This window comes from Micromonospora sp. NPDC048894, from assembly GCF_040649765.1.
GTDB lineage: Bacteria > Actinomycetota > Actinomycetes > Mycobacteriales > Micromonosporaceae > Micromonospora > Micromonospora antibiotica.
The window spans coordinates 330,794-350,982 of record NZ_JBEZFY010000002.1; the positions used below are offsets into that span (position 1 = coordinate 330,794).

23 protein-coding genes and 1 riboswitch are annotated in these 20,189 nt (G+C 72.9%); of the genes, 6 read left to right on the forward strand and 17 right to left on the reverse strand.

Going from position 1 to position 20,189, the window contains the following annotated elements:
• Window positions 1-29: 29 nt before the first annotated feature.
• On the reverse strand, window positions 30-1,274 hold the full coding sequence (urtA, locus tag AB0C22_RS05320) for an urea ABC transporter substrate-binding protein (protein ID WP_208566110.1): 1,245 nt from the start codon (window positions 1,272-1,274) through the stop codon (window positions 30-32).
• A gap of 612 nt (window positions 1,275-1,886) precedes the next feature.
• Window positions 1,887-3,026: a substrate-binding domain-containing protein gene (locus AB0C22_RS05325; protein ID WP_357533623.1), complete on the reverse strand. Its 1,140-nt coding sequence runs from the start codon at window positions 3,024-3,026 to the stop codon at window positions 1,887-1,889.
• 95 nt (window positions 3,027-3,121) lie between these two features.
• On the opposite strand from AB0C22_RS05325, the gene AB0C22_RS05330 reads away from it, so the two are divergent.
• The gene (locus tag AB0C22_RS05330) at window positions 3,122-3,562 is read left to right on the forward strand and encodes a MarR family transcriptional regulator (protein ID WP_357533625.1); all 441 of its coding nucleotides are present in this window, start codon (window positions 3,122-3,124) and stop codon (window positions 3,560-3,562) included.
• 181 nt (window positions 3,563-3,743) lie between these two features.
• On the opposite strand, the gene AB0C22_RS05335 is transcribed toward AB0C22_RS05330, so the two are convergent.
• From AB0C22_RS05335 to AB0C22_RS05365, 7 genes are all read right to left on the reverse strand, one after another.
• Window positions 3,744-4,673 (reverse strand): urease accessory protein UreD, encoded by a 930-nt coding sequence (locus AB0C22_RS05335; RefSeq protein WP_357533627.1) that lies wholly within the window; start codon window positions 4,671-4,673, stop codon window positions 3,744-3,746.
• Complete coding sequence (gene ureG / locus AB0C22_RS05340; protein ID WP_219461638.1) at window positions 4,673-5,410, reverse strand: urease accessory protein UreG; 738 nt, start codon at window positions 5,408-5,410, stop codon at window positions 4,673-4,675. Before ureG ends, AB0C22_RS05335 begins: the two co-directional genes overlap by 1 nt.
• Window positions 5,400-6,083 carry an urease accessory UreF family protein gene (locus tag AB0C22_RS05345; RefSeq protein WP_219461634.1) on the reverse strand — a complete coding sequence of 228 codons (684 nt, stop codon included), beginning with the start codon at window positions 6,081-6,083 and terminating at the stop codon, window positions 5,400-5,402. Before AB0C22_RS05345 ends, ureG begins: the two co-directional genes overlap by 11 nt.
• On the reverse strand, window positions 6,083-7,786 hold the full coding sequence (locus AB0C22_RS05350) for an urease subunit alpha (RefSeq protein WP_357533630.1): 1,704 nt from the start codon (window positions 7,784-7,786) through the stop codon (window positions 6,083-6,085). The genes AB0C22_RS05345 and AB0C22_RS05350 overlap by 1 nt, the downstream gene beginning before the upstream one ends.
• Entirely contained in the window at window positions 7,783-8,142 is a 360-nt protein-coding gene (locus AB0C22_RS05355; protein ID WP_357533632.1) for an urease subunit beta, read from the reverse strand. Before AB0C22_RS05355 ends, AB0C22_RS05350 begins: the two co-directional genes overlap by 4 nt.
• Complete coding sequence (locus tag AB0C22_RS05360; protein WP_208566118.1) at window positions 8,139-8,441, reverse strand: urease subunit gamma; 303 nt, start codon at window positions 8,439-8,441, stop codon at window positions 8,139-8,141. Before AB0C22_RS05360 ends, AB0C22_RS05355 begins: the two co-directional genes overlap by 4 nt.
• Window positions 8,442-8,699: 258 nt before the next feature.
• The gene (locus tag AB0C22_RS05365; protein WP_357533634.1) at window positions 8,700-9,332 is read right to left on the reverse strand and encodes an SGNH/GDSL hydrolase family protein; all 633 of its coding nucleotides are present in this window, start codon (window positions 9,330-9,332) and stop codon (window positions 8,700-8,702) included.
• A gap of 287 nt (window positions 9,333-9,619) precedes the next feature.
• On the opposite strand from AB0C22_RS05365, the gene AB0C22_RS05370 reads away from it, so the two are divergent.
• Window positions 9,620-10,351, forward strand: a complete 732-nt coding sequence (locus AB0C22_RS05370; RefSeq protein ID WP_219461607.1) for a GAF and ANTAR domain-containing protein — start codon at window positions 9,620-9,622, stop codon at window positions 10,349-10,351.
• Here AB0C22_RS05370 and AB0C22_RS05375 read toward each other — a convergent pair.
• From AB0C22_RS05375 to AB0C22_RS05385, 3 genes are all read right to left on the reverse strand, one after another.
• A complete protein-coding gene (locus AB0C22_RS05375; RefSeq protein WP_219461604.1) occupies window positions 10,345-11,073 on the reverse strand; it encodes a GAF and ANTAR domain-containing protein in 729 nt (242 codons plus the stop codon). The two genes, AB0C22_RS05370 and AB0C22_RS05375, sit on opposite strands and share 7 nt — an antisense overlap.
• 198 nt (window positions 11,074-11,271) lie before the next feature.
• Window positions 11,272-11,808: an RNA 2'-phosphotransferase gene (locus tag AB0C22_RS05380; RefSeq protein ID WP_357533636.1), complete on the reverse strand. Its 537-nt coding sequence runs from the start codon at window positions 11,806-11,808 to the stop codon at window positions 11,272-11,274.
• Window positions 11,809-11,899: 91 nt separating this feature from the next.
• Complete coding sequence (locus AB0C22_RS05385) at window positions 11,900-12,748, reverse strand: SDR family oxidoreductase (protein ID WP_357533638.1); 849 nt, start codon at window positions 12,746-12,748, stop codon at window positions 11,900-11,902.
• 119 nt (window positions 12,749-12,867) lie between these two features.
• Between AB0C22_RS05385 and AB0C22_RS05390 the strand changes: the two genes are divergently transcribed.
• From AB0C22_RS05390 to AB0C22_RS05405, 4 genes are all read left to right on the forward strand, one after another.
• Window positions 12,868-13,284 (forward strand): helix-turn-helix domain-containing protein, encoded by a 417-nt coding sequence (locus AB0C22_RS05390; RefSeq protein WP_357533640.1) that lies wholly within the window; start codon window positions 12,868-12,870, stop codon window positions 13,282-13,284.
• A gap of 67 nt (window positions 13,285-13,351) precedes the next feature.
• Window positions 13,352-13,463: riboswitch (SAM riboswitch) on the forward strand.
• 265 nt (window positions 13,464-13,728) lie between these two features.
• Window positions 13,729-14,646: an ABC transporter substrate-binding protein gene (locus tag AB0C22_RS05395; RefSeq protein WP_357533642.1), complete on the forward strand. Its 918-nt coding sequence runs from the start codon at window positions 13,729-13,731 to the stop codon at window positions 14,644-14,646.
• 42 nt (window positions 14,647-14,688) lie between these two features.
• Window positions 14,689-15,486 (forward strand): amino acid ABC transporter permease, encoded by a 798-nt coding sequence (locus AB0C22_RS05400; RefSeq protein WP_219461589.1) that lies wholly within the window; start codon window positions 14,689-14,691, stop codon window positions 15,484-15,486.
• A complete protein-coding gene (locus tag AB0C22_RS05405; protein ID WP_208566126.1) occupies window positions 15,483-16,232 on the forward strand; it encodes an amino acid ABC transporter ATP-binding protein in 750 nt (249 codons plus the stop codon). The genes AB0C22_RS05400 and AB0C22_RS05405 overlap by 4 nt, the downstream gene beginning before the upstream one ends.
• A gap of 76 nt (window positions 16,233-16,308) precedes the next feature.
• Here the strand turns inward: AB0C22_RS05405 and tatC are convergent, their stop codons facing one another.
• The 5 genes from tatC to AB0C22_RS05430 form a co-directional block, all read right to left on the reverse strand.
• Window positions 16,309-17,262: a twin-arginine translocase subunit TatC gene (gene tatC / locus AB0C22_RS05410; protein WP_357533644.1), complete on the reverse strand. Its 954-nt coding sequence runs from the start codon at window positions 17,260-17,262 to the stop codon at window positions 16,309-16,311.
• Between the two features lie 18 nt (window positions 17,263-17,280).
• Complete coding sequence (gene tatA, locus AB0C22_RS05415; protein WP_208566128.1) at window positions 17,281-17,625, reverse strand: Sec-independent protein translocase subunit TatA; 345 nt, start codon at window positions 17,623-17,625, stop codon at window positions 17,281-17,283.
• A gap of 238 nt (window positions 17,626-17,863) precedes the next feature.
• Entirely contained in the window at window positions 17,864-18,112 is a 249-nt protein-coding gene (locus AB0C22_RS05420; RefSeq protein WP_357533646.1) for a hypothetical protein, read from the reverse strand.
• Window positions 18,113-18,122: 10 nt separating this feature from the next.
• The gene (locus tag AB0C22_RS05425; protein ID WP_219461576.1) at window positions 18,123-19,121 is read right to left on the reverse strand and encodes a YafY family protein; all 999 of its coding nucleotides are present in this window, start codon (window positions 19,119-19,121) and stop codon (window positions 18,123-18,125) included.
• Window positions 19,118-20,116 carry a WYL domain-containing protein gene (locus tag AB0C22_RS05430; RefSeq protein WP_219461573.1) on the reverse strand — a complete coding sequence of 333 codons (999 nt, stop codon included), beginning with the start codon at window positions 20,114-20,116 and terminating at the stop codon, window positions 19,118-19,120. Before AB0C22_RS05430 ends, AB0C22_RS05425 begins: the two co-directional genes overlap by 4 nt.
• Window positions 20,117-20,189: the final 73 nt, after the last annotated feature.

The following is a 20,189-nucleotide window of genomic DNA, read 5'->3' on the forward strand; positions in this document are numbered from 1 at the left end:
GGGGTGCCTCCCGCCCGGGCCGGGATCGGTCAGCTCAGGCCGCTCGCCCAGGGGTAGCTCTTCAGGTACGGGTCGGGCGTGATCGGCTTGCCCGAGTTCCACACCTCGGCGATCAGCCCGTCGGCGCCGACCTTGCCGATCCGGGCGGTCTTGGCGATGTGCTGGGTGGGGCCGTCCACGGTGACCAGGCCCTCCGGGGCGTCGTAGGTGATGCCACCGGAGGCGGCCCGGACCTTCTCCACCTCGAACGTGCCGGCCTTGTCGACCATCGCCTTCCACAGGTACACCGCGACGTAGGCGGCTTCCATCGGGTCGCTGGTCGGCTTGTCCGCGCCGTACTTGGCCTTGTACGCGGCGACGAACTTCTGGTTGGCCGCGCCGGGGGTGGTCTGGTAGTAGTTCCAGGCGGTCAGCTGGTCCTTGAGGTACTGGGTGCCGATCCCCTTGACTTCCTCCTCGGCGATCGACACCGACACCACGGGCATGCTCGCGGCGGTCAGCCCGGCGGAGGTGTACTCCTTGAAGAACGCGACGTTGCTGTCACCGTTGAGGGTGTTGAACACCGCGTCGGCCTTGGCGGAGCGGACCTTGTTGACGATGGTGCCGAACTCGGTGGAACCGAGCGGGGCGTAGTCCTCGCCGAGCACGGTCATCCCGTTCGCCGCCGCGTACGCCTTGATGATCTTGTTGGCGGTACGCGGGAAGACGTAGTCGCTGCCGACCAGGTAGACCGACTTCTTGCCCTGCGCCTTGAGGTAGTCCAGGCCGGGCACGATCTGCTGGTTGGTGGTGGCCCCGGTGTAGAAGATGTACGGCGACTGCTCCAGCCCCTCGTACTGCACCGGGTAGAACAGCAGCGCCTTGTTCTTCTCGAAGACCGGCTTGACCGCCTTGCGACTGGCCGACGTCCAGCAGCCGAACACGGCGGCGACCCGGTCCTGGGAGATCAGCTTCTCGGCCTTCTCGGCGAAGGTGGGCCAGTCGGAGGCACCGTCCTCACCGACCGGGACGATCTTCTTGCCCAGCACGCCACCGGCGGCGTTGATCTCCTCGACGGCCAGCATGATGGAGTCCCGCACGGTGACCTCGCTGATGGCCATCGTGCCGGAGAGCGAGTTGAGCAGCCCGACCTTGACGGAGTCGCCGGAGACGTCGGCACTGACACCGGCGGTCGACTTCTCGTCGGAGGTCTTGCTGCCACAACCGGTGAGTGCGGCGGCGGCGATCAGGGTCATGGCGCCCGCCAGGATGCGGCGGCCCCGGAACTGTGACATTCATTCTCCCTGCGCGGAGCGAATTTCGCCGGACGATTTTCCGTGCCGACCAGCACTGGTCGGCAGACATTGGTCCAACTCGGCAATCGGTGCGGTAGCGGTGGTCGTCGGCGGTGCCGCCGGGTGACGGGTGGGACGTCACTGTGGCGGTCCGCAGTGGACTTCGGGCAGCAAGAGCCTCTGCCCAATTGATTGCCGCCACGTTTCCCAGCCCTTAATTGGCTGTTTCACCAATCGATCTCGGCGCATAAGAAAAGGCCACCGCCGCAAACCGACGATGACCTCAATAGAATCCGCGAAATAGCATCCGCCACCACCGGCACAGGCACCCGACCAAAAACCCGGCCGCACGCCCCACAATGGCAGGAATGGCGATTACTTCACGCAGGAAGCATCCTAGAGCCCCCACCCACCCCCCTGTCAACCACCACCCCCACGCCCCACCCCACGCCCTCCCCCCTCCCCCACGCCGCCCCGCCCCGCATCTCCCCGGTGATCAAGAGGTTTGCGTCACCAAACGGCCGACGGATGACGCAAACCTCTTGATCACCGGGGTCTGGGGGTGGGTGAGGCCGGGTGGGGGTGGGGGTGGGGTGGGGGTGGGGGTGGGGGTCAGAGTTGGGAGAGGACGGTGAAGTCGAGGCCGTCGGCCTCGGCGAGGTAGATGCGTTGGCGGACGTGGCGGTGGCGCAGGTGCAGCTCACCCCGGGGGCCGTGGTAAGTGACGGCGTCCGCAGCCGCGCCGATCGCCCGTACGTCCAGAGTGCGGGCCCGGGTGATCAGGGCGGCGAGCAGCATCACGCCCTCGTAGCAGGACTCCCCCAGGCTGCCCAGCGGCGGCGCGTCCACCCCGAACCGGCGGGCGAACGCGCCGTGGAAGTCGAGGTTCTCCCGGGTGACCAGGCCGGCGAAGAACCCGGCGGTGCTGAACAGCCGGCGGGTGCCGCCGACGCCGCTGGCCATCAGCATGTTCTCGTCCATCAGGGTGCTCAACCGCAGGCACCGCTGGTCCAGTGCGGACCGGCCGAAGGCCCGGTTGAACCGGACGGCGTCGGCACCGACGAGCAGCATCAGCACCGCATCGGCCTCGGTCCGCTCGACCGCCCGCAGCACCGGCCCGAAGTCCTCGGTGCCCAACGGCAGGAAGGCCCGCCCGCACACCCGCGCCCCGTCGTCGCGGGCGTAGCGCTGGGCGGCCTGCGCGGTCCGGCGTGGCCAGACGTAGTCGTTGCCCACCACATACCAGCGGCGTACGCCCTGCTCCCGGGCGAGCAGCCGCATCGCCGGCCGGAGCTGGGCGTCGGGTGTCTCGCTGGTCAGGAACACCCCCTCGGTACGCTCCCCGCCCTCATACAGGGCGGTGTAGACGTACGGCACCCGGTGCGCGATCCTCGGCGCCACCGCCTGCCGGACCGACGAGATGTGCCAACCGGTCACCCCCTGCACCGCACCGGTCGACACCAGCGCCTCCACCTCGGCCGCGACCTCGGCCGGTGGCGCACCGCCGTCGACCGGCACCAGCCGCAGCTCCCGACCGAGCACCCCGCCGGCCCGGTTGACCTCCTCCACCGCCAACTGGGCGCACAGCTCACAGGTGGGGCCGAACATGCCGGCCGGGCCGCGCATCGGGAAGACCAACGCGACGCTGACCACCGACCGGTCGACGGTCAGCCAGGGGGCCGCACCGGCCGGGCCGCCCGGGCGGGACAGCGGCTCCGGCAGGCCGGGGGAGCCGGGCACCGGCACGGACATGCTGACATGATTGCCGGCAACCCTGGCGGGCCACCAGACCCGACCGGAAACCGGGACGCTTCGGTAACATGGCAAGCCACCGAACGGGGAGAGACATGGCCGACGATCCCACCACGCCCGTCGACCTGATGCGCGCGCTCACCCGCGCCGAACGGCTGCTCGCCCGTCGGGTCGGTGTGGTGCTCACCGCCGAGGGGCTCACCGTCGAGGCGTGGCGGGTGCTCTGCCGACTCGCCGACGGGCAGGGTCACCCGATGAGCGAAGTCTCCACCGAGGAGTCGTTGCCGCCGGGCACCCTGACGAAGATCGTCGATCAGCTCGTCGACCAGAACCTGGTACACCGCCGGATCGACCCGTTCGACCGGCGACGCATCCGGGCCTACCTGACGCCCCGGGGCCGGCGCGAACACGAGCGCATCGATGCCCTCGTCCGGGCCGAGCTGGCCGGGATCATCGACGACGCGACGCTGACCGGCCAGCTCGTCGAACTCGTCGCCCGGCTCGACCCCCGCCGGCAGCCGGTCCGCGCCGGCTGACCGGCAACCGCAGCGGACCGACCGACCGACTGGTGCAGGCCGACTGCCCGGCAGCCCCACCGGCCGGCTGACCGGCAACCGCAGCGGACCGACCGACCGGCTGCCGATGCAGGCCGACTGCCCGGCAGCCCCACGGGCCGGCCGTCCCTCCGGCCTGCCGTCACCGGCACTCGGCCGGCCGTCAGCGGAGACCGGCAGCCGTCACCCACCCGGTCTCCCCCGCCGCGCCCGGAACTCCGCCACCGGCCCCGGCAGCAGCCGCGCTGACGGCCGGGGCGGCCGGAGTCGGACCGGTGGCCGTCGCCGGGGTGGGCGGGCCGATCGCCGCCACGCCAGCCGGGTCACCGGCCGGGGTGAGCAGGGTACGCAGGGTGTGGGCGTCGGGGGCGGTGGCGGTGAGCAGGGCCGCCGGGCCACCGGCCAGCGGCAGCCAGGCGGCGGACGCCCCGGGGCCGGTGGGCAGCACCCGGCCCCGGGGCTGGCCGCCGGCGGCGTCCACGGTGGCCGGTCCCGACGCGGCGGCGGGACCGACCACCAGCAACGAACCGGTCGCTGTCGCCCCGCCCAGCACCGCCGGCCCGGCCCAACCGGGTGCGGCCGGGCCGACCGCCAGGGACTGCCGCAGCAGCGGCCGACCGGCGTGGTCGACCGAGGTCGCCACCACGACGTCGCCGGCGGGTTCGCCGTGCCGGCCGCAGACGAGTTCCTCGCGCCACAGCAGCCGGGCCCCCTCGGCGAGGGTCACCCGGGACTCGGCGACATGGTCGCAGCCGGCCGCCGCGACCAGCTGCTCCGGCAGCCAGTGCAGGGTGCCGCCGTCGTGCACCACCGCGTCGACCCGCATCCGGGAGACCGCCCCCGGCCGGCCGGGCAGGGCCACCGAGGCGGCGACGGTACGCACCCGCACCGCCGCCTCCGGCCCCACCTCGACGCTCAACCGCAGGTCGTCACCGGCCAGCGGACCGGCCGCGCCGCCGACGACGTACACCGTGGGGACGCCCTCCTCGGTGGCGGCCTGGCGCAGCAGCAGCGGTGACTCGCCCCGCAGCTCGCGCAGCACGGTGCGGCCCCGACGGTCGACCACCGCCACCACCCGGGCGACCGCGCGCATCAGGCGACGGCCAGCCGGCCACGGTGGTGGGCCAGCTCGTGACGGACCCAGTCGGCCACCCCGGTGGCCAGCGGATCGCCCACGATGGACAGGAACACCGTCGGCAGGTCCCCCCGCCGGGCGCGGGCGTCGCGGTCCATCACCGACAGGTCGGCCCGGACCAACGGGGCCAGGTCGGTCTTGTTGATGACCAGCAGGTCGGCGGCGGTCACCCCGGGCCCACCCTTGCGGGGCACCTTGTCGCCCCCGGCGACGTCGACCACGAAGATCTGCCGGTCGACCAGCCCCCGGCTGAACGTGGCGGTGAGGTTGTCCCCACCGCTCTCCACCAGCACCAGGTCCAGCGGTCCGACCCCGTCGACCAGCTCGTCGATCGCGTCGAGGTTCGCGCCGATGTCGTCGCGGATCGCGGTGTGCGGGCAGCAACCGGTCTCCACCGCCCGGATCCGCTCCGGGTCGAGCACCCCGGCCCGGCGCAGGAAGTCCGCGTCCTCGGTGGTGTAGATGTCGTTGGTGACCACGCCCAGGCGCAGCTCGTCGGCGAAGGCCCGGCACAGCGCCGCGACCAACGCGGTCTTACCCGAACCCACCGGCCCGCCGATGCCCACCCGCAGCGGGCGGACGGTGGACGGCAGCGGGGCGTGCGGGTCGACCCCCGGCTCGGGGTGGGTGTGCGGCACGGTCTCGTCGTGCGGGATCGACGCGTGCGGGGTCGGCGAAACGGTTTCAGGACGCAAAGAGACGCACCTCCCAGGTGGTGTGGACTTCGGCGTGGATGTCGGTGAGCGGAGCGGCCGGGGCCGGCAGCAGCTCGGGCGGATCGGCGGCGGTGGCGACCGCGCGGGCGGCCGTGGCGTCGCAGTCGACGGCCAGCGCCGCCAGCACCGCGTGCACCCGGTACGGGTCGAGGCCGAGCAGCCGTACCCCCGCGCTGGCCGGGCCGGTCACCGACCCGTACGCGGCGACGGTCGCCGCCGCCACCGGGTCCAGGCCGGCGGCGGCGGCGACCAGACCGAGCACCAGCGGCTGGTGCGGCCCCGGCACACCGGCGGGCAGGGCGTCGAACCCGCCGTCGGGCCAGATCTCCCGACCGGCCCGCAGCAGCGCCCGACCCTGCCGGCGGGAAACGGCCCGCAGCGCCGGGGCGGCGGTACGGGCGTCCAGTTCGGCGTCCAGCCGGGCCAGCGTCGCCCGCCGGTCGGTGGCTGCGGCGGCCCGGTGCGCCGCCACCGCGAACGCGGCGGCGACCAGCCCGCCGGTGGCCAACCGGCCGCGCAGGAACCCGGCCAGGGTGGCCGGGTCGGTGACCAGCCCGGCCGCCACCGCCGCCTCCAGCCCGCCGGAGTGGGCGTGCGCCCCGGCGGGGAACCTGCCGTCGGCCAGCAGCAGCACCATGCTCGACGGGGTCATCAGAACAGGTGGTACCGCTGGGCCATGGGCAGTTCGGTGACCGGTTCCGGGTCGACCACCACCCCGTCGATGCGGACGGTGAAGGTGTCCGGGTCGACCTCGATGCGCGGCAACGCGCCGTTGCACGGCAGGTCGGCCTTGCCCCGCGAGCGCACGTCGGCCACCGGGACCAGCGGGCGGCGCACGTCCAGCCGCAGGCCCGCCTCCAGCGCGGCCGGCGCGACGAACGCCACGCTGGTCGCGGCCGGCACCACGCCGTACGCGCCGAACATCGGCCTCGGCAGCATCGGTTGCGGGGTGGGGATGGACGCATTCGCGTCGCCCATCTGCGCGTACGCGATCATTCCGCCCTTGATCACCAGGTAGGGCCGGACTCCGAAGAACGCCGGGTCCCAGAGCACCAGGTCGGCGAGCTTGCCCGGTTCCACCGAGCCGATCTCCCGTTCCAGCCCGTTGGCCATCGCCGCGCAGATGGTGTATTTCGCCACGTAGCGGCGGGCCCGGTGGTTGTCGGCCGGGCCGTCACCGGGCAGCGCGCCCACCCGCCGCTTCATCACGTGCGCGCTCTGCCAGGTCCGGGTGATCACCTCGCCGACCCGGCCCATCGCCTGCGAGTCGGAGCCGATGATGGAGATCGCCCCGAGGTCGTGCAGCAGGTCCTCGGCGGCCATCGTGGACGGCCGGATCCGGCTCTCGGCGAACGCCAGGTCCTCCGGCACCGACGGGTTGAGGTGGTGGCAGACCATCAGCATGTCGAGGTGCTCGGCGAGGGTGTTGCGGGTGTACGGGCGGGTCGGGTTCGTCGACGACGGCAGCACGTTCGGCTCCCCGGCCACCGTGATGATGTCCGGCGCGTGCCCACCCCCCGCCCCCTCGGTGTGGTACGAGTGGATCGCCCGGCCGGCGATGGCGCGCAGCGTGTCCGCCACGAACCCGGCCTCGTTGAGGGTGTCGGTGTGGATGGACACCTGCACCCCGGACGCGTCGGCCACCCGCAGGCAGGCGTCGATCGCCGCCGGGGTGGTCCCCCAGTCCTCGTGCAGTTTGAAGCCACCCGCCCCGGCCCGCAACTGCTCCCACAGCGCCTCGGTGGAGACCGTGTTGCCCTTGCCCAGCAGCAGCACGTTCACCGGAAAGGTGTCCAGCGCCTCGTGCATCCGGGCCAGGTGCCAGGCGTTCGGGGTGACCGTGGTGGCCCGGGTGCCCTCGGCCGGGCCGGTGCCCCCGCCGACCAGGGTGGTGATGCCCGAGGTGAGCGCCTCGGTGACGATCTGCGGGCAGATGAAGTGCACGTGGGTGTCCACCGCTCCGGCGGTGAGGATGCGCCCGTTGCCGGCGATCACCTCGGTCGACGGGCCGATCACCAGGTCCGGGTGCACCCCGGGCATGGTGTCCGGGTTGCCGGCCCGCCCCAGCGCCACGATCCGGCCGTCGCGCAGCCCGACGTCGGCCTTCACCACCCCCCAGTGGTCCAGCACCACCGCGCCGGTGATCACCGTGTCCAGCGCACCCTCGGCCCGGGTGGCCCGGGACTGGCCCATCGACTCGCGGATCACCTTGCCGCCGCCGAACACCGCCTCGTCGCCGCCGACGCAGTGGTCGACCTCCACCTCGATCAGCAGGTCGGTGTCGGCCAGCCGGATGCGGTCGCCGGTGGTCGGGCCGTACAGGTCGGCGTAGCGTCGCCGGTCCACGGTGCTCATCGTCCCGCCTCCGCGTCGCACGGGCCGGCCCCGTCGGCATCCGGCCCCCGGTCGAGAGGGCCGGCGACCTCGCCGCGCAGCCCCGGCACGACCCGGGCCCCGCCCAGCGGCACCAGGTCCACGGTGCGGCTCACGCCCGGCTCGAACCGCACCGACGTCCCCGCCGGCACCGCGAGCCGCTGCCCGTACGCGGCGGCGCGGTCGAAGCGCAGCCCCGGGTTGGTCTCGGCGAAGTGGTAGTGCGAGCCGACCTGGATCGGCCGATCGGCGGTGTTGACCACCAGCAGGGTGGTCACCGGGCGACCCGCGTTGATCTCGACCGGCCCGTCGCCGGGCAGGATCTCCCCGGGGATCACGGGATCGGGTGGTGCACCGTCACCAACTTGGTGCCGTCCGGGAACGTCGCCTCCACCTGCACCTCCCCCAGCATCTCGGGGATTCCGTCGAGCACGTCGTCGCGGGTGAGCACGGTCCGGCCGGCGGCCATGAGGTCGGTGACCGTCCGGCCGTCCCGGGCGCCCTCGAGGAGGAACGCGGTGATCATGGCGACGGCCTCGGGATAGTTGAGGCGCAGTCCGCGCTCGCGTCGTCGTCGGGCGACGTCCGCAGCGACGTGGACGAGCAGGCGGTCCTGCTCGTGGGGCGTGAGGAACACGGGATCTCCCGGGCGGCTCGGCGTGTTTCCCACCGTACCGACTCCGAACGCGACAAAGGGCGCAGACCGGCGAGGGGGCAGGACGACACACGGGACCGCCGCCGGCACCGGGCAGGTCATCCCGGGGCCCCACCGGCCCCGGCCCGCCACAGGGCCGCTCGGCGGTGGTGGTTGGGAAGGACCGCACCGCCAACCGCTGGACCGACCGTAGAGGATCACCCCGGGCCGTGGCAACGCCCGGGGCCCGACCGGGCGGGCTCAGGTGGCCGGGGTGACCGCCGCCAGCCACTGCTGGGCCAGCACCGCGTGACCGGACGGGGTCAGGTGCACCCCGTCGTCGGTCCACACCCGGTCGTCGACCTCGGCGCGGTGGAACACCGCCTCCACCGCGACCAGCGTCGCGTCGAACTCGGCGGCGAGCTTGCGTACCGCGTCGACCTTCGGGTCCAGGTCGTCGCGCCAGCGCCGCTGGGCGTCGTCGACCGGGATGAGGAACGGTTCCATCAGCACCAGCCGGACGTCCGGTAGCGCCTCCCGGGTGGTGGCGAGCAGGTGCCGGTAGTCGGTGGTGAACTCCTCGACCGTGGTCACCTCGTCGCTGCTGTACCGCCGCCAGGTGTCGTTGATCCCGATCAGCACCGACACCACCTGTGGGGCCAGCGCCAGGCAGTCGTCCGTCCAACGGGCCCGCAGGTCGCGTACCCGGTCACCGCCGACGCCCCGGTTGCGGAAGGTCACCCGGTGACCCGGATGCCGGGCGGTGAACCAGGCGGCGGCCATCATCGCCCAGCCCACCCCCAGGTCGGCCTCGTCGGCACGGTCGCGCCCGGCATCGGTGATGCTGTCGCCGATGAACAACACCCGCCCCGCGCGGGGCAACTCCACCGTCATCCGCCCGCTCCCCTGTCGTCGTCGCCCGCCATCATCCCCGGTGTCCGGCCAGGACACCACCCGGAATTGGGCGCTCGGTGGTGTCCTCGCCAGTCACCCCCGGCGGACCGGTAAGGTGATGCTCCGCATTCGACGTCCCATGGGGTGTCGCGAGCGAGCGTCAAGCAGCGGCGCGGTCCCCGGTCCGCCCCGGGCAGCCGCACCTGCGGTCCCTGGCAACGACCGCTCGTCACGCGCTGCCGGTTCCTCCGGTAGGTTTGCGCCGGTTCGCAAGGACGTCAGACGACATGACGCAGTCACCACTGGACATCACCGAGGCTGTCCTCCGGCTGGGCTCCATCCGCCACGCCGAGATGGACCTCGACGCCGTCCTGTCCCGGATCGCCGAGGTGGCCAGGGACAGCATCCCGGGAGCCGCCGAGGTCTCGGTGACACTGGTGCACGGCACCGAGGCGCACACCGCGGCCCACACCGGTGACCTCGCGCTCCGCCTCGACCAGTGGCAGTACGAGCAGGGTCGCGGCCCGTGCCTGGACGCGGCCACCACGGGCACCGTGCTGATCGTCGCGGACATGACCGACGAGCGTCGCTGGCCGGAGTGGGCGGCGCGGGCCCGCACGACCGGGGTGCGCTCCTCGATGTCCCTCGGCCTGCCGATCCAGGAGGCGATGGTCGGCGCGCTCAACGTCTACGGCACCCGGCCGGACGCCTTCAGCCAGGTGGCCGAGCCCGCCCGGACGTTCGCCGGCCACGCCGCGGTGGCCCTGGCCAACGCCCATCTCTACGACAGCACCGCCTCACTGGCCGAGCAGATGCAGGAGGCCATGCGCAACCGCGCCGTGATCGAGCAGGCCAAGGGCATCATCATGGGCCAGCGACGGTGCACGGCCGACGAGGCGTTCGCCCTGCTGGCCCGGGTGTCGCAGAACTCCAACCGTAAGCTGCGGGACGTGGCGGAGGCCCTGGTCCACCAGGTCGTCGAACCGGCGTCCGGTCAGCCCACCCGGCCGGATCAGTGACTCGCGGAACCTGAGTGCGTCGGGCTGCTGGCCCGGCCGACGAGGGCGGCGGCGACGTCCCGCAGCCTGCGGTGGGTGTCCTGGGAGAGCCGGGCGAGAATGCCGAAGGCCTCGTCGGCCGTGCACCGGCGTTGGCCCATGATGATGCCCTTGGCCTGCTCGATCACGGCCCGGCTCTCCATCGCCGCCCGCATCTGCTCGGCCAGCGAGGCGGTGCTGGCGTAGAGATGGGCGTTGGCCAGGGCCACTGCGGCGTACGCGGCGAAGGTCCGGGCCAGTTCGACCGTGTCGGCGTCGAAGGCGCGCGGGGCGGGCCCGTAGAGGTTGAGGGCGCCGACCACCGCCTCCTGGATCGGCAGACCGATGGCGAGCGTACTGCCGATGCCCCCGTCGACCGCCCGGGCCGCCCAGACCGGCCAGCGTTCCTCGGTGGCGGTGTCGGACACGAGCAGGGTGTCGCCGGTGATGGCGGCGTCCAGACACGGCCCGTGGCCCTGCCGGTACTGCCACTCGTCGAGCAGGAGCGCGATGTCGCCGGTGACGGCGACGCTCTGCGGGCTGCCACCACGCAGCAGGGTCACCGACACCTCGGCCACCCCGCGCAGGCTGCGCCGGGCCAGGTCGGCGATCAGCTGCAGCACCTCGTCCAGGCCGACCTCGTCGAGTCGGATCCGGCTGAGTTCGACCAGGGCGTCCTGCGGGCTCAGCGGGAGCGGTGCCATCGCGCGGTCCCTTCCCGGCGGGCGTCCCTCGCGCTGCGGCGGGGGACGCGTGGTGGCGGCAGCGGTGTCGGCCCTCGGCCACGGCGTTCTGGGTTCGGCTCGCCGGGCCGCCCGAGGCACGACATCCGCACCTTACCCGCCGCCGGAGTGAACCGCCCGGGGTACCCGCTGGCGTCGTGGCAGCCGCGACCGAGGTGATCAGGTCAGATAGGCCGGTGGCACCGCGTCGGTGAGCCACACGCCGTTGGCGCTGCGGTAGAAGGTGTGCCCGTCGCGGGCCATCGCCGCCGCGTCGACGGTCAGCACCACCACCGCGCCACCCCGGCGGGCCCCGACCCGCCGGGCCGTCGCCACGTCCGACGACAGGTGTACGTGGTGCCGGCCGCCCCGGTGCAGTCCGGTGGCCCGGATCGAGCCGAGTGCGGCGGCCCCGGTGCCGTGGAAGAGCCGCGGCGGCGGCGGTTCGGCGGTCAGCCCCAGGTCCACCGGGTACGAGTGGCCCTGGTTGGCCCGGATCCGTTCGATCCCGTCGGCGTCCCGGGTCACCGCGAAGCGTTGCTTGTCGTTGCCGGTGACCACCGTGTCGAGGTCGGCCCGGTCGATCCGCAGGGCGGCCAGCAGGTCGACGACGGACACCCAGCCGCCCGGGTCGGGGGTGAGGCCGAACCGGGCGGGTTGGTGGCGCAGGGCGAGCGATATCCGCTTGCTGACCCGCACCAGCGTCTGGTGATCCATGGCGAGCATTGTCGGGTGGGGCGGGGGCGACGTTCCACCGGTTATCCCCGCGCCGCCCGCCCCGGGGTGTCGCCGGGGCGGGCGGGTCGGGTCAGCGGGCGGCGCGGAGCGCCTCGGCGAGGCTGGTGGGACGGCGGCCGAGCAGCTTCTCCAGGTCGTCCACGGGCACGTACAGCGCACCCTGGGCGATGCCCCGGTCGGCGTCGGCCAGGGTGGCGGCGTACGGCTCGGGCAGCCCGGCGGAGACGAGCAGGTCGGTGTACGCCGGCACCGGCAGGTCGGTGTAGCGGACGTCGTGTCCACTCTGGCGGGACACCTCGGCGGCCAGTTCGGTCATGGTGAACGCCTCACCGCCCAGCTCGTAGACCTGACCTGCGTGTCCCTCGGTGGTGAGCACCTCGGCGGCGGCCTCGGCGTAGTCGGCGCGGGTGGCGGCGCTGACCCGGCCGTCACCTGCGGAACCGGCGACCCCGTGGGCCAGGTAGCCGTCGAGTTGGCCGGTGTAGTTCTCCAGGTACCAGCTGTTGCGCAGCAGCACGTACGGCAGGCCGGAGGCGCGCAGTTCCTCCTCGGTGGCCCGGTGCTCGGCGGCCAGCAGCAGGTCGGAGGTGTCGGCGTGGGCGATGCTGGTGTAGACGACCAGGCCGACACCGGCCTCGCGGGCGGCGTCGATGACGTTGTGGTGCTGCGGCACCCGCTGGCCGACCTCGCTGCCGGAGACGAACATCAGCTTCTCGGCGTCGGCGAAGGCGGCGCGGAGCGAGTCGGGGTCGGTGTAGTCGGCCGACCGGACCTCGACCCCCCGGTCGGCGAGGCCGGTGAGCCGGCCGGTGTCCCGCCCCAGCGCCACGATCTTCCCGGCGGGTACGCCCCGGCGCAGCAGGGATTCGACGATCAGGCGACCCAGGTGGCCGGTGGCTCCGGTGACGACGATGGACATGGCGTTCTCCTTCGGGTGGCTACTTCAGTCGTACTGGCAAACACCCAGCTGCTTGGCGATACTTCCCATCGGAGAGTAGGCACCTTGAAGTTTGTGACGCACTGATGGAGAGTAAAGGGATGCGACCCGACCCGTTCCAGCGCGACTGCGGCAGCCGGCAGGTCATCGACCGGATCGGCGACCGGTGGAGCGTGCTGGTCGTGCTGACCCTCGCCGACGGCGACCGGCGCTACGGCGAGCTGGCCGAGCACATCGACGGGATCAGCCAGAAGATGCTCACCCAGACCCTGCGCGGGCTGGAGCGCGACGGCCTGGTCACCCGGACGGTGCACGCCAGCGTCCCGCCCCGGGTCGACTACGCCCTCACCGACCTGGGCCGCAGCCTGCTCGACCTGGTCTCCGGACTGGAGACCTGGGCCACCACCCACCTCGCCGAGGTGCAGGCGGCCCGGGTCCGCTACGACGCCGACCTGCCCCACCGCGCGCCCACCGGCACCGCGCGACCCACCCGTCTCACCCGTCCCGCCCGGCGGTAAGGAGCGGACGTGAGGGCCGTCATAACGGGTGGACGATCGCCCGGTCCCGGCTGCTAGCCTTCGGGCAGGTCATGAGCGCCAGCGTCAAGCCCCGGCTCGCTGGCCGGCAACCCTCCGCCACGGTGGGGTGCTCCGGGTGAGGACCAGGCACCGGTAGACCGCCGGTGCAAGCGTGGCCTGGTTTCCCCAGGTCAACTCCGACCCCGGGAGAACCCGTGTCCGCCCCCGCACCCGCCCCGCCCACCGACGGCGTCGCCCCCGTGTCCCGGACCAGCGGCGTCCGGCTGGTCAGACGGCGACACGTCGACCTGATGCGGGTCCACAGCGACTCCTGTCGCCCCCGGTAGTCGACCCCCTCTTCCCGTACCACCTCAGCGGCGTGCCCGGCGGGCACCCCGTCGGCGACGCGCGCCCGCCGTCGCCCGATCAACTCTGGAGACACCCGTGCGATTCCTTCCTGCCCTGCCCACGACCCGGCGGCCCCGGCCCACCCTCACCAGGGCCGCCGCGCTCGGCGTCGCCGCCCTGCTCGCCGCCACCGCGCTGACCGCCTGCGGCGGCGAGTCCGCCGACCCCGCCGACAACCCGTACGGCCTGCTCCAGCCGGGGGTGCTGCGCGCCGGCACGCTGACCGACGCCCCACCGAACGTCTACCTCAAGGACGGCACCTTCACCGGCTTCGACAACGACCTGCTCGTCGCGGCCGCCGGCAAGGTGGGGCTGAAGGTCGAGTTCGTCGGCACCGACTTCTCGGCGCTGCTCTCCCAGGTCAACAACCGCAAGTTCGACATCGGCAGCTCCTCGATCACCATCACCGAGGCCCGGAAGAAGACCGTCGACTTCGGCAACGGCTACGACTTCGGCTACTTCGGCCTCGACGTGCCCGCCGGCTCCCCGCTGACCGGCTTCGACCAGCTCGCCGGCAAGCGGGTGGTGGTCGTGCAGGGCACCGTGCAGGACGACTACGCCACCTCGCGCAAGCTCGACCCGGTGCGGGTGCCCGACTACAACGGGGCGATCAACCAGCTCAAGGCCGGCACCGCCGACGCCTGGATCGCCCCCGCCGAGATCGGCGAGAAGTCGGCCGCCGACAGCAACGGCAAGATCACGGTGGCGGCCACGGAGTTGAGCCCGACCCCCACCGCGTACGCCTTCGCCAAGGGCAACGACGCGCTGCGCAAGGCGCTGGACAAGGGCCTCGACGAGGTCATCGCCGACGGCACCTGGACCCGGCTCCAGCAGCAGTACTACCCGGGCCGGCCGATCCCCGCCGGCTTCACCCCCGGCAGCGGCGACGTCGCCGCCCCCGGCGCGGCGACGCCGTCGGCGTCGGCGTCGGCGTCGGCGTCGGCCAACTCCTGACGGTACGACCAGACCAGCGAGCGGGGCGGTAGGAGAAACACGATGGATCCGTTGAGCACCCTGTGGGAGACCTTCTTCGACTGGGACTCCATGCGCGAGGCGCTGCCCGAGATGTTGACCGTCGGGCTGCCCAACACGCTGATCCTGGCGGTCTCCGCCGCCCTGCTCGGCTCGGTGCTGGGCATGGCGCTGGCCGTGGCGGGCATCTCCCGGACCCGATGGTTGCGCTGGCCGGCCCGGGTCTACACCGACGTGTTCCGGGGGCTGCCGGCCGCCGCCACCATCCTGCTGATCGGTGTCGGCCTGGCCCCGCTCGGCATGCAGGTGTGGGGTCCCAACCCCTACCCGCTGGGCATCCTGGCGCTGTCGCTGATCGCCGCCGCGTACATCGGGGAGATCTTCCGCTCCGGCATCCAGAGCGTGGAGGCGGCGCAGCTGGAGGGGGCCCGCGCGCTGGGCTTCTCCTGGGGTGAGGCGATGCGCCTGGTCATCGTCCCGCAGGGGGTACGCCGGGTGCTGCCGGCCTGGGTCAACCAGCTGATCGCGCTGATCAAGGACTCCAGCCTGGTCTACTTCCTCGGCCTGCTGGCCAGCCAGCGGGAGTTGTTCCGGATCGGGCAGGACTACGCCGCCAACACCGGCAACCAGTCGGCGCTGCTGCTGGCCGGCCTGTGCTACCTGCTGCTGACCGTGCCGCTGACGCACGCCGTCAACGCCATCGACCGCCGGTTGCGCCGGGGCCGGACGGTCACCGTCGACCCCGACGACGACGGCGGGCTGGCCCTGGCCGGCGAGACCGCCCTACCGCAACCGCGTACCCCCCGGGAGGACCCCCGATGACCGCCGGCACCGCGACCACCACCTCGGTCAGCCTCGCCGTCCGCGACGTACACCTGGCCTTCGGGGCCAACCGGGTGCTGCGCGGCGTCGACCTGGACGTCGCCCGGGGCGCGACGGCCTGCGTCATCGGGCCGTCCGGTTCCGGCAAGTCCACCCTGCTGCGCACCGTCAACCGGCTGATCGAGCCGGACGCCGGTGACGTCCTGCTCGACGGGCGCAGCGTGCTGCGCGATGACCCGGACGCCCTGCGGCAGCGGATCGGCATGGTCTTCCAGCAGTTCAACCTGTTTCCGCACATGACCGTGCTGCGCAACATCACCCTGGCGTTGCGCCGGCTCAAGAAGCTGCCCGAGGACGAGGCGGTCGCGCTGGCCCGGACCCAGTTGGCGCTGGTCGGCCTCGCCGGCAAGGCCGACTCCCGGCCCGCCCACCTCTCCGGCGGTCAGCAGCAGCGGGTCGCCATCGCCCGGGCGCTGGCCCTGCAACCTGAGGTGATGCTCTTCGACGAGGCCACCTCGGCGCTCGACCCGGAGCTGGTCAAGGGGGTGCTCGGGGTGATGGCCGAGCTGTCCGCCGGGGGCATGACGATGGTGGTGGTCACCCACGAGATGGGCTTCGCCCGCTCGGTCGCCGACACCGTCGCGTTCATGGACCACGGGGTGGTGCTGGAGGCCGGCGCACCGGAGGCGGTCTTCGAGACGCCGCAGCACCCCCGGCTGCGCCGCTTCCTGTCCCAGGTGCTCTGAGCCCGCCGGGGCCGGACGAGCGACGCCGCTCCCGGCAGGGCGGGAGCGGCGTCGGGTGGTGCGGATGACCTGACGGTCAGGTCATGTCGTCGTAGCGGCGGTCGATCGGTTTGGGCGGGGCCACCGGCTCGGAGGCGTGCACCGGCTCGGACAACTCCAGCTCCGGCGTGGCCACCACCGGGTCGTCGTCCAACTCCAACGGCGACACCTCGTCGTCGCTCAGTCCCGCGTAGGACTCCTTACGCCGCCCCTTGCGCCGGTCGTTGATGAAGGCCACCCCGACCGCGGCGAAGTAGAGCGCGCAGAGGCAGATCGCCAGCGCGGTCATGCCGAACGGGTCGGGGGTGGGCGTCACCACGGCGGAGAAGGCGAAGAACACGAAGACCGCAACCCGCCACCAGCTCAGCAGCTTGCGGGCGCTGGCCAACCCGACGAAGTTGAGCATCAGCACTACCAGCGGGAACTCGAACGCCACCCCGAACAACAGGATCAGGTTGGTGACGAACGAGATGTAGCGGGTGACCTCCAGGGTGGTGGAGATGTCGCCGCCAGAGATGTCGAGCAGGAACTCCAGGCCCTTGGTGGTGACGAAGAAGGCCAGCACCGCGCCGGCCGCGAACAGCGGCGCGGCGAGCGTCGTGAAGATGTACGCGTACCGCCGCTCGTGCCGGTGCAGACCCGGCGCGATGAACGCCCAGAGTTGGTAGAGCCAGACCGGTGCCGCAATGATCAACCCGACCCAGAGGCCGATCTTCAGATTGAGCAGGAAGACATCGGCAACGCCGAGCTGGACGAACTTACACAGCCCGGTATCCGGGTCCTTCGCCTGAGGCAGGTCGCAGTACGGCTTCGAGAGCAGCACCCGGACCGGCGTCGCCAGCCAGATACCGAAGCCGAAGCCGACCAGGATCGCCAGCGAGGCGCGGAACAGCCGGTTCCGCAGCTCGCGGACATGCTCCATCAGGGTCATGGAACCGTCGGAGGCCCGTTCGAAGGTGCTGGGGCCGCGTTTACGGAGCGCGAAGGCCACGGTGGTGGGGCCCTTCGGTCAGTTGTCGCGGACGCGCTGCACCGGGTCGACCGGCGGGGCGACCGGCTGCTGCGGAGCCTGCTGCGGGGCGTACTGCGGCTGGGCGTACTGCTGCTGGGGCTGCGGCGCGTACGGCTGCTGCTGCACGGGCTGCTGCTGGGGCGGCAGCGGCTGGTAGCCGGCCTGCGCGTCGGCCTTCTCGGCCAGGTCGCGGTCGTCGTCGGCCAGGCTCTTGGTCTCCGCCTTGATGATCCGCAACGAACGGCCGAGCGAGCGGGCCGCGTCGGGAAGCCGCTTCGCGCCGAAGAGCAGGATCAGCACGACCACGAGTACGGCGATGTGCCACGGCTTGAGGGCACCCATGGGAAGCTCCAGTCGCTCTGTGTCGAAGGGTGGGGTCGCTGCCCATCGTACGTGCGAGACGGGCTGCTGCCACCCGCCGGGCCACCGCTGATGCGGCCCGGCCGGTGAAGTCTTGACCACCGCTGAGTGTCCCGTCAACCACCTGTACGGGTGCAGAGCTGCGTGAATCGGACGCCGGGTGGGCGGCGGACGCGCGGTTCACCGACCAGTGTCGATCAGTTCCCGCGCCGGATGTCGATCAGTTGCCGCGCTTGGCCTTGATCAGTTCCAGCCGCTGCTGGGTCGTCTCGCCCTGCCGCTGGAGCGCCTCGACCCGTTCCTGGAGCGCCTCGGCGCTGTGCCGCAGCGCCTCCGCGTCGGCCTGGCGACGCTGCAACGCCACCGCCGCGCGGCGCAACCGGGGCAGCCGCACCAGCACCGGACGGACCGCCAGGGCCAACACGACCAGCGCGAACAGCAGCACCGCGAGAACGATCCACTTCACCACGGCGGGAAGCCTACCGGTCGGTCGGCGGACCCGCCGGGCCGGCCGGGAGCACCGGGGTGGCGTACGCCTCCAGGGCGGCGGTGGCCTGGGCACGGACCTGGGCAGCCAGCTCGACCGGGGCGAGGACGGTGACGTCGGGACCCAACCCGAGCACGAAGCGGCGTGCCCAGCCGAGATCGGTCACCCGCAGCGACACCACCCACCGGTCACCGTCGACCTCGACCCGCTCACACGGGTAGTACTCGGTGATCCACCGCTCGCCCCGGCCGATGCGCAGGGTGATCAGGGGCAGGTCCGGGGACGGCTGGAACACCCCCTGGCGCAGGTCGTGCGGGCGGGCCTGCGGCGGCACCACGGCGGGCTCGTCCAGCTCGACGACCGCGTCGATCCGGTCGGCCCGGAACAACCGGACCGCCTCGGCGCGGCGGCACCACGCCTCGACGTAGGCCCGACCGTCGACCATCAGCATCCGCAGCGGGTCGATGACGCGCTCGGTGCTCTCGTCCCGGGCTGCGGTGTAGTAGGTGATCCGCAGCGCCCGGTGCCGCTCCACCGCGGCCCGCAGCTCCTGCACCCGCTGGCTCTCGCCGGGCAGCCGGACGGCCACCGGGGCTCCGACCAGGTCACCGGCCGCATTTTCGATCTTGGCGAGGGCCCGCTCGACGGCCTCCCGGTTGGCCACCCCGGGCGTCTCGGCGAGCATCCGCAGCGCCACCACCAGGGCCAGCGCCTCGTCCGGGGTGAGCCGCAGCGGCCGGTCGATGCCGGCGTCGTAGGTGATGGTCACCCGGTCGCCGTCGAAGGCCATGTCGATCAGGTCACCCGGGCCGTAACCGGGCAGCCCGCACACCCAGAGCAGCTCCAGGTCCTCGCGGAGCTGCCGTTCGCTGACGCCCAGGTCACCGGCGGCCTCAGCGATCTCGATGCCCGGTCGGGCCAGCAGGTAGGGCACCAGGTTCAGCAGCCGGGCCAGCCGGTCGGCGGAGGTGCGCGCGGCGGGGCGGTTCATCGGGCACCCCCGGCCACGGCCAGCTCGTCGTGCCGGGCGGCGATCTCCTTGAGTCGTTGGATCACCGCGTCGCGTACCTCGGGAGGGTCCACGACCCGGACGTCCGGGCCGTAGCCGACGAGCTGCCCGGCCAGCGACTCCGGATCGGCGTAGGGCAGCACCAGGTGGTCGCCGTCGGGGCCGGGCACGCTCTGCACCGCCCACCGGCGCAGCCCGGCGGCCCGCCCGGGCGCGGCCAGCACGGTGGCCCGGCCGGTCCGCTCGACCGGCCCGGACCAGGTGGCGACGTGCGAGATCAGGTCGAGGCCGGCGGGTGGTTCGTAGCCGCCCGGCGCACCGGTGGCCCGGACCGCGCCCACCACCCGGGACAGCCGGAAGCAGCGGGTCGCCGCCCGGTCCCGGTCGTGGCCGACGACGTACCAGCGGCCCCGCCAGCAGACCACGCCCCACGGCTGCAACCGGCGTCGGGTCGGCGCGTCCCGGTCCGGCACCCGGTAGTCGAAGGTGACCTCGCGGCGGTCCCGGGCGGCGGCGGTGAGCGGGGCGAACGACGGGTCGACGGTGACCATCGGCTCCAGGCCCAGGGTGGCCTGCGGGTCGACGTCGACGCCGGCCGCGCGCAGCTTGGCCAGCCCGGACGAGGCGGCGGCGGCCAGTCCGGCGTGCTGCCACAACCGGGCGGCGATGCCCACCGCGGCGGCCTCGTCCGGTTCGAGCGGGATGTCGGGCAGGGCGTACTCGCGGTGGGCGATCCGGTAACCGGGCTCGGCGTCGAACACGCTGGCCGTCCCGGTCTCCAGCGGCACCCCCAGCTCGCGCAGTTCCGCCTTGTCCCGTTCGAACTTGCGCTGGAACGCCTCGTGCTCCCGGGCGTCGTCCGGATCGTGTTCGTAGCCGGGAACGGTCGCGGCGATCTGCGCGGCGGTCAGGAACCGCCTGGTGGACAGCAGACAGATCACCAGGTTGACCAGGCGTTCGGTACGACTCCGCGACACGGGGTGAACGCTAGCAGCCCACCCGCGAAACCCGTGCACCCACGCCGGACCCCCACCCCCACCCAACCCCCCA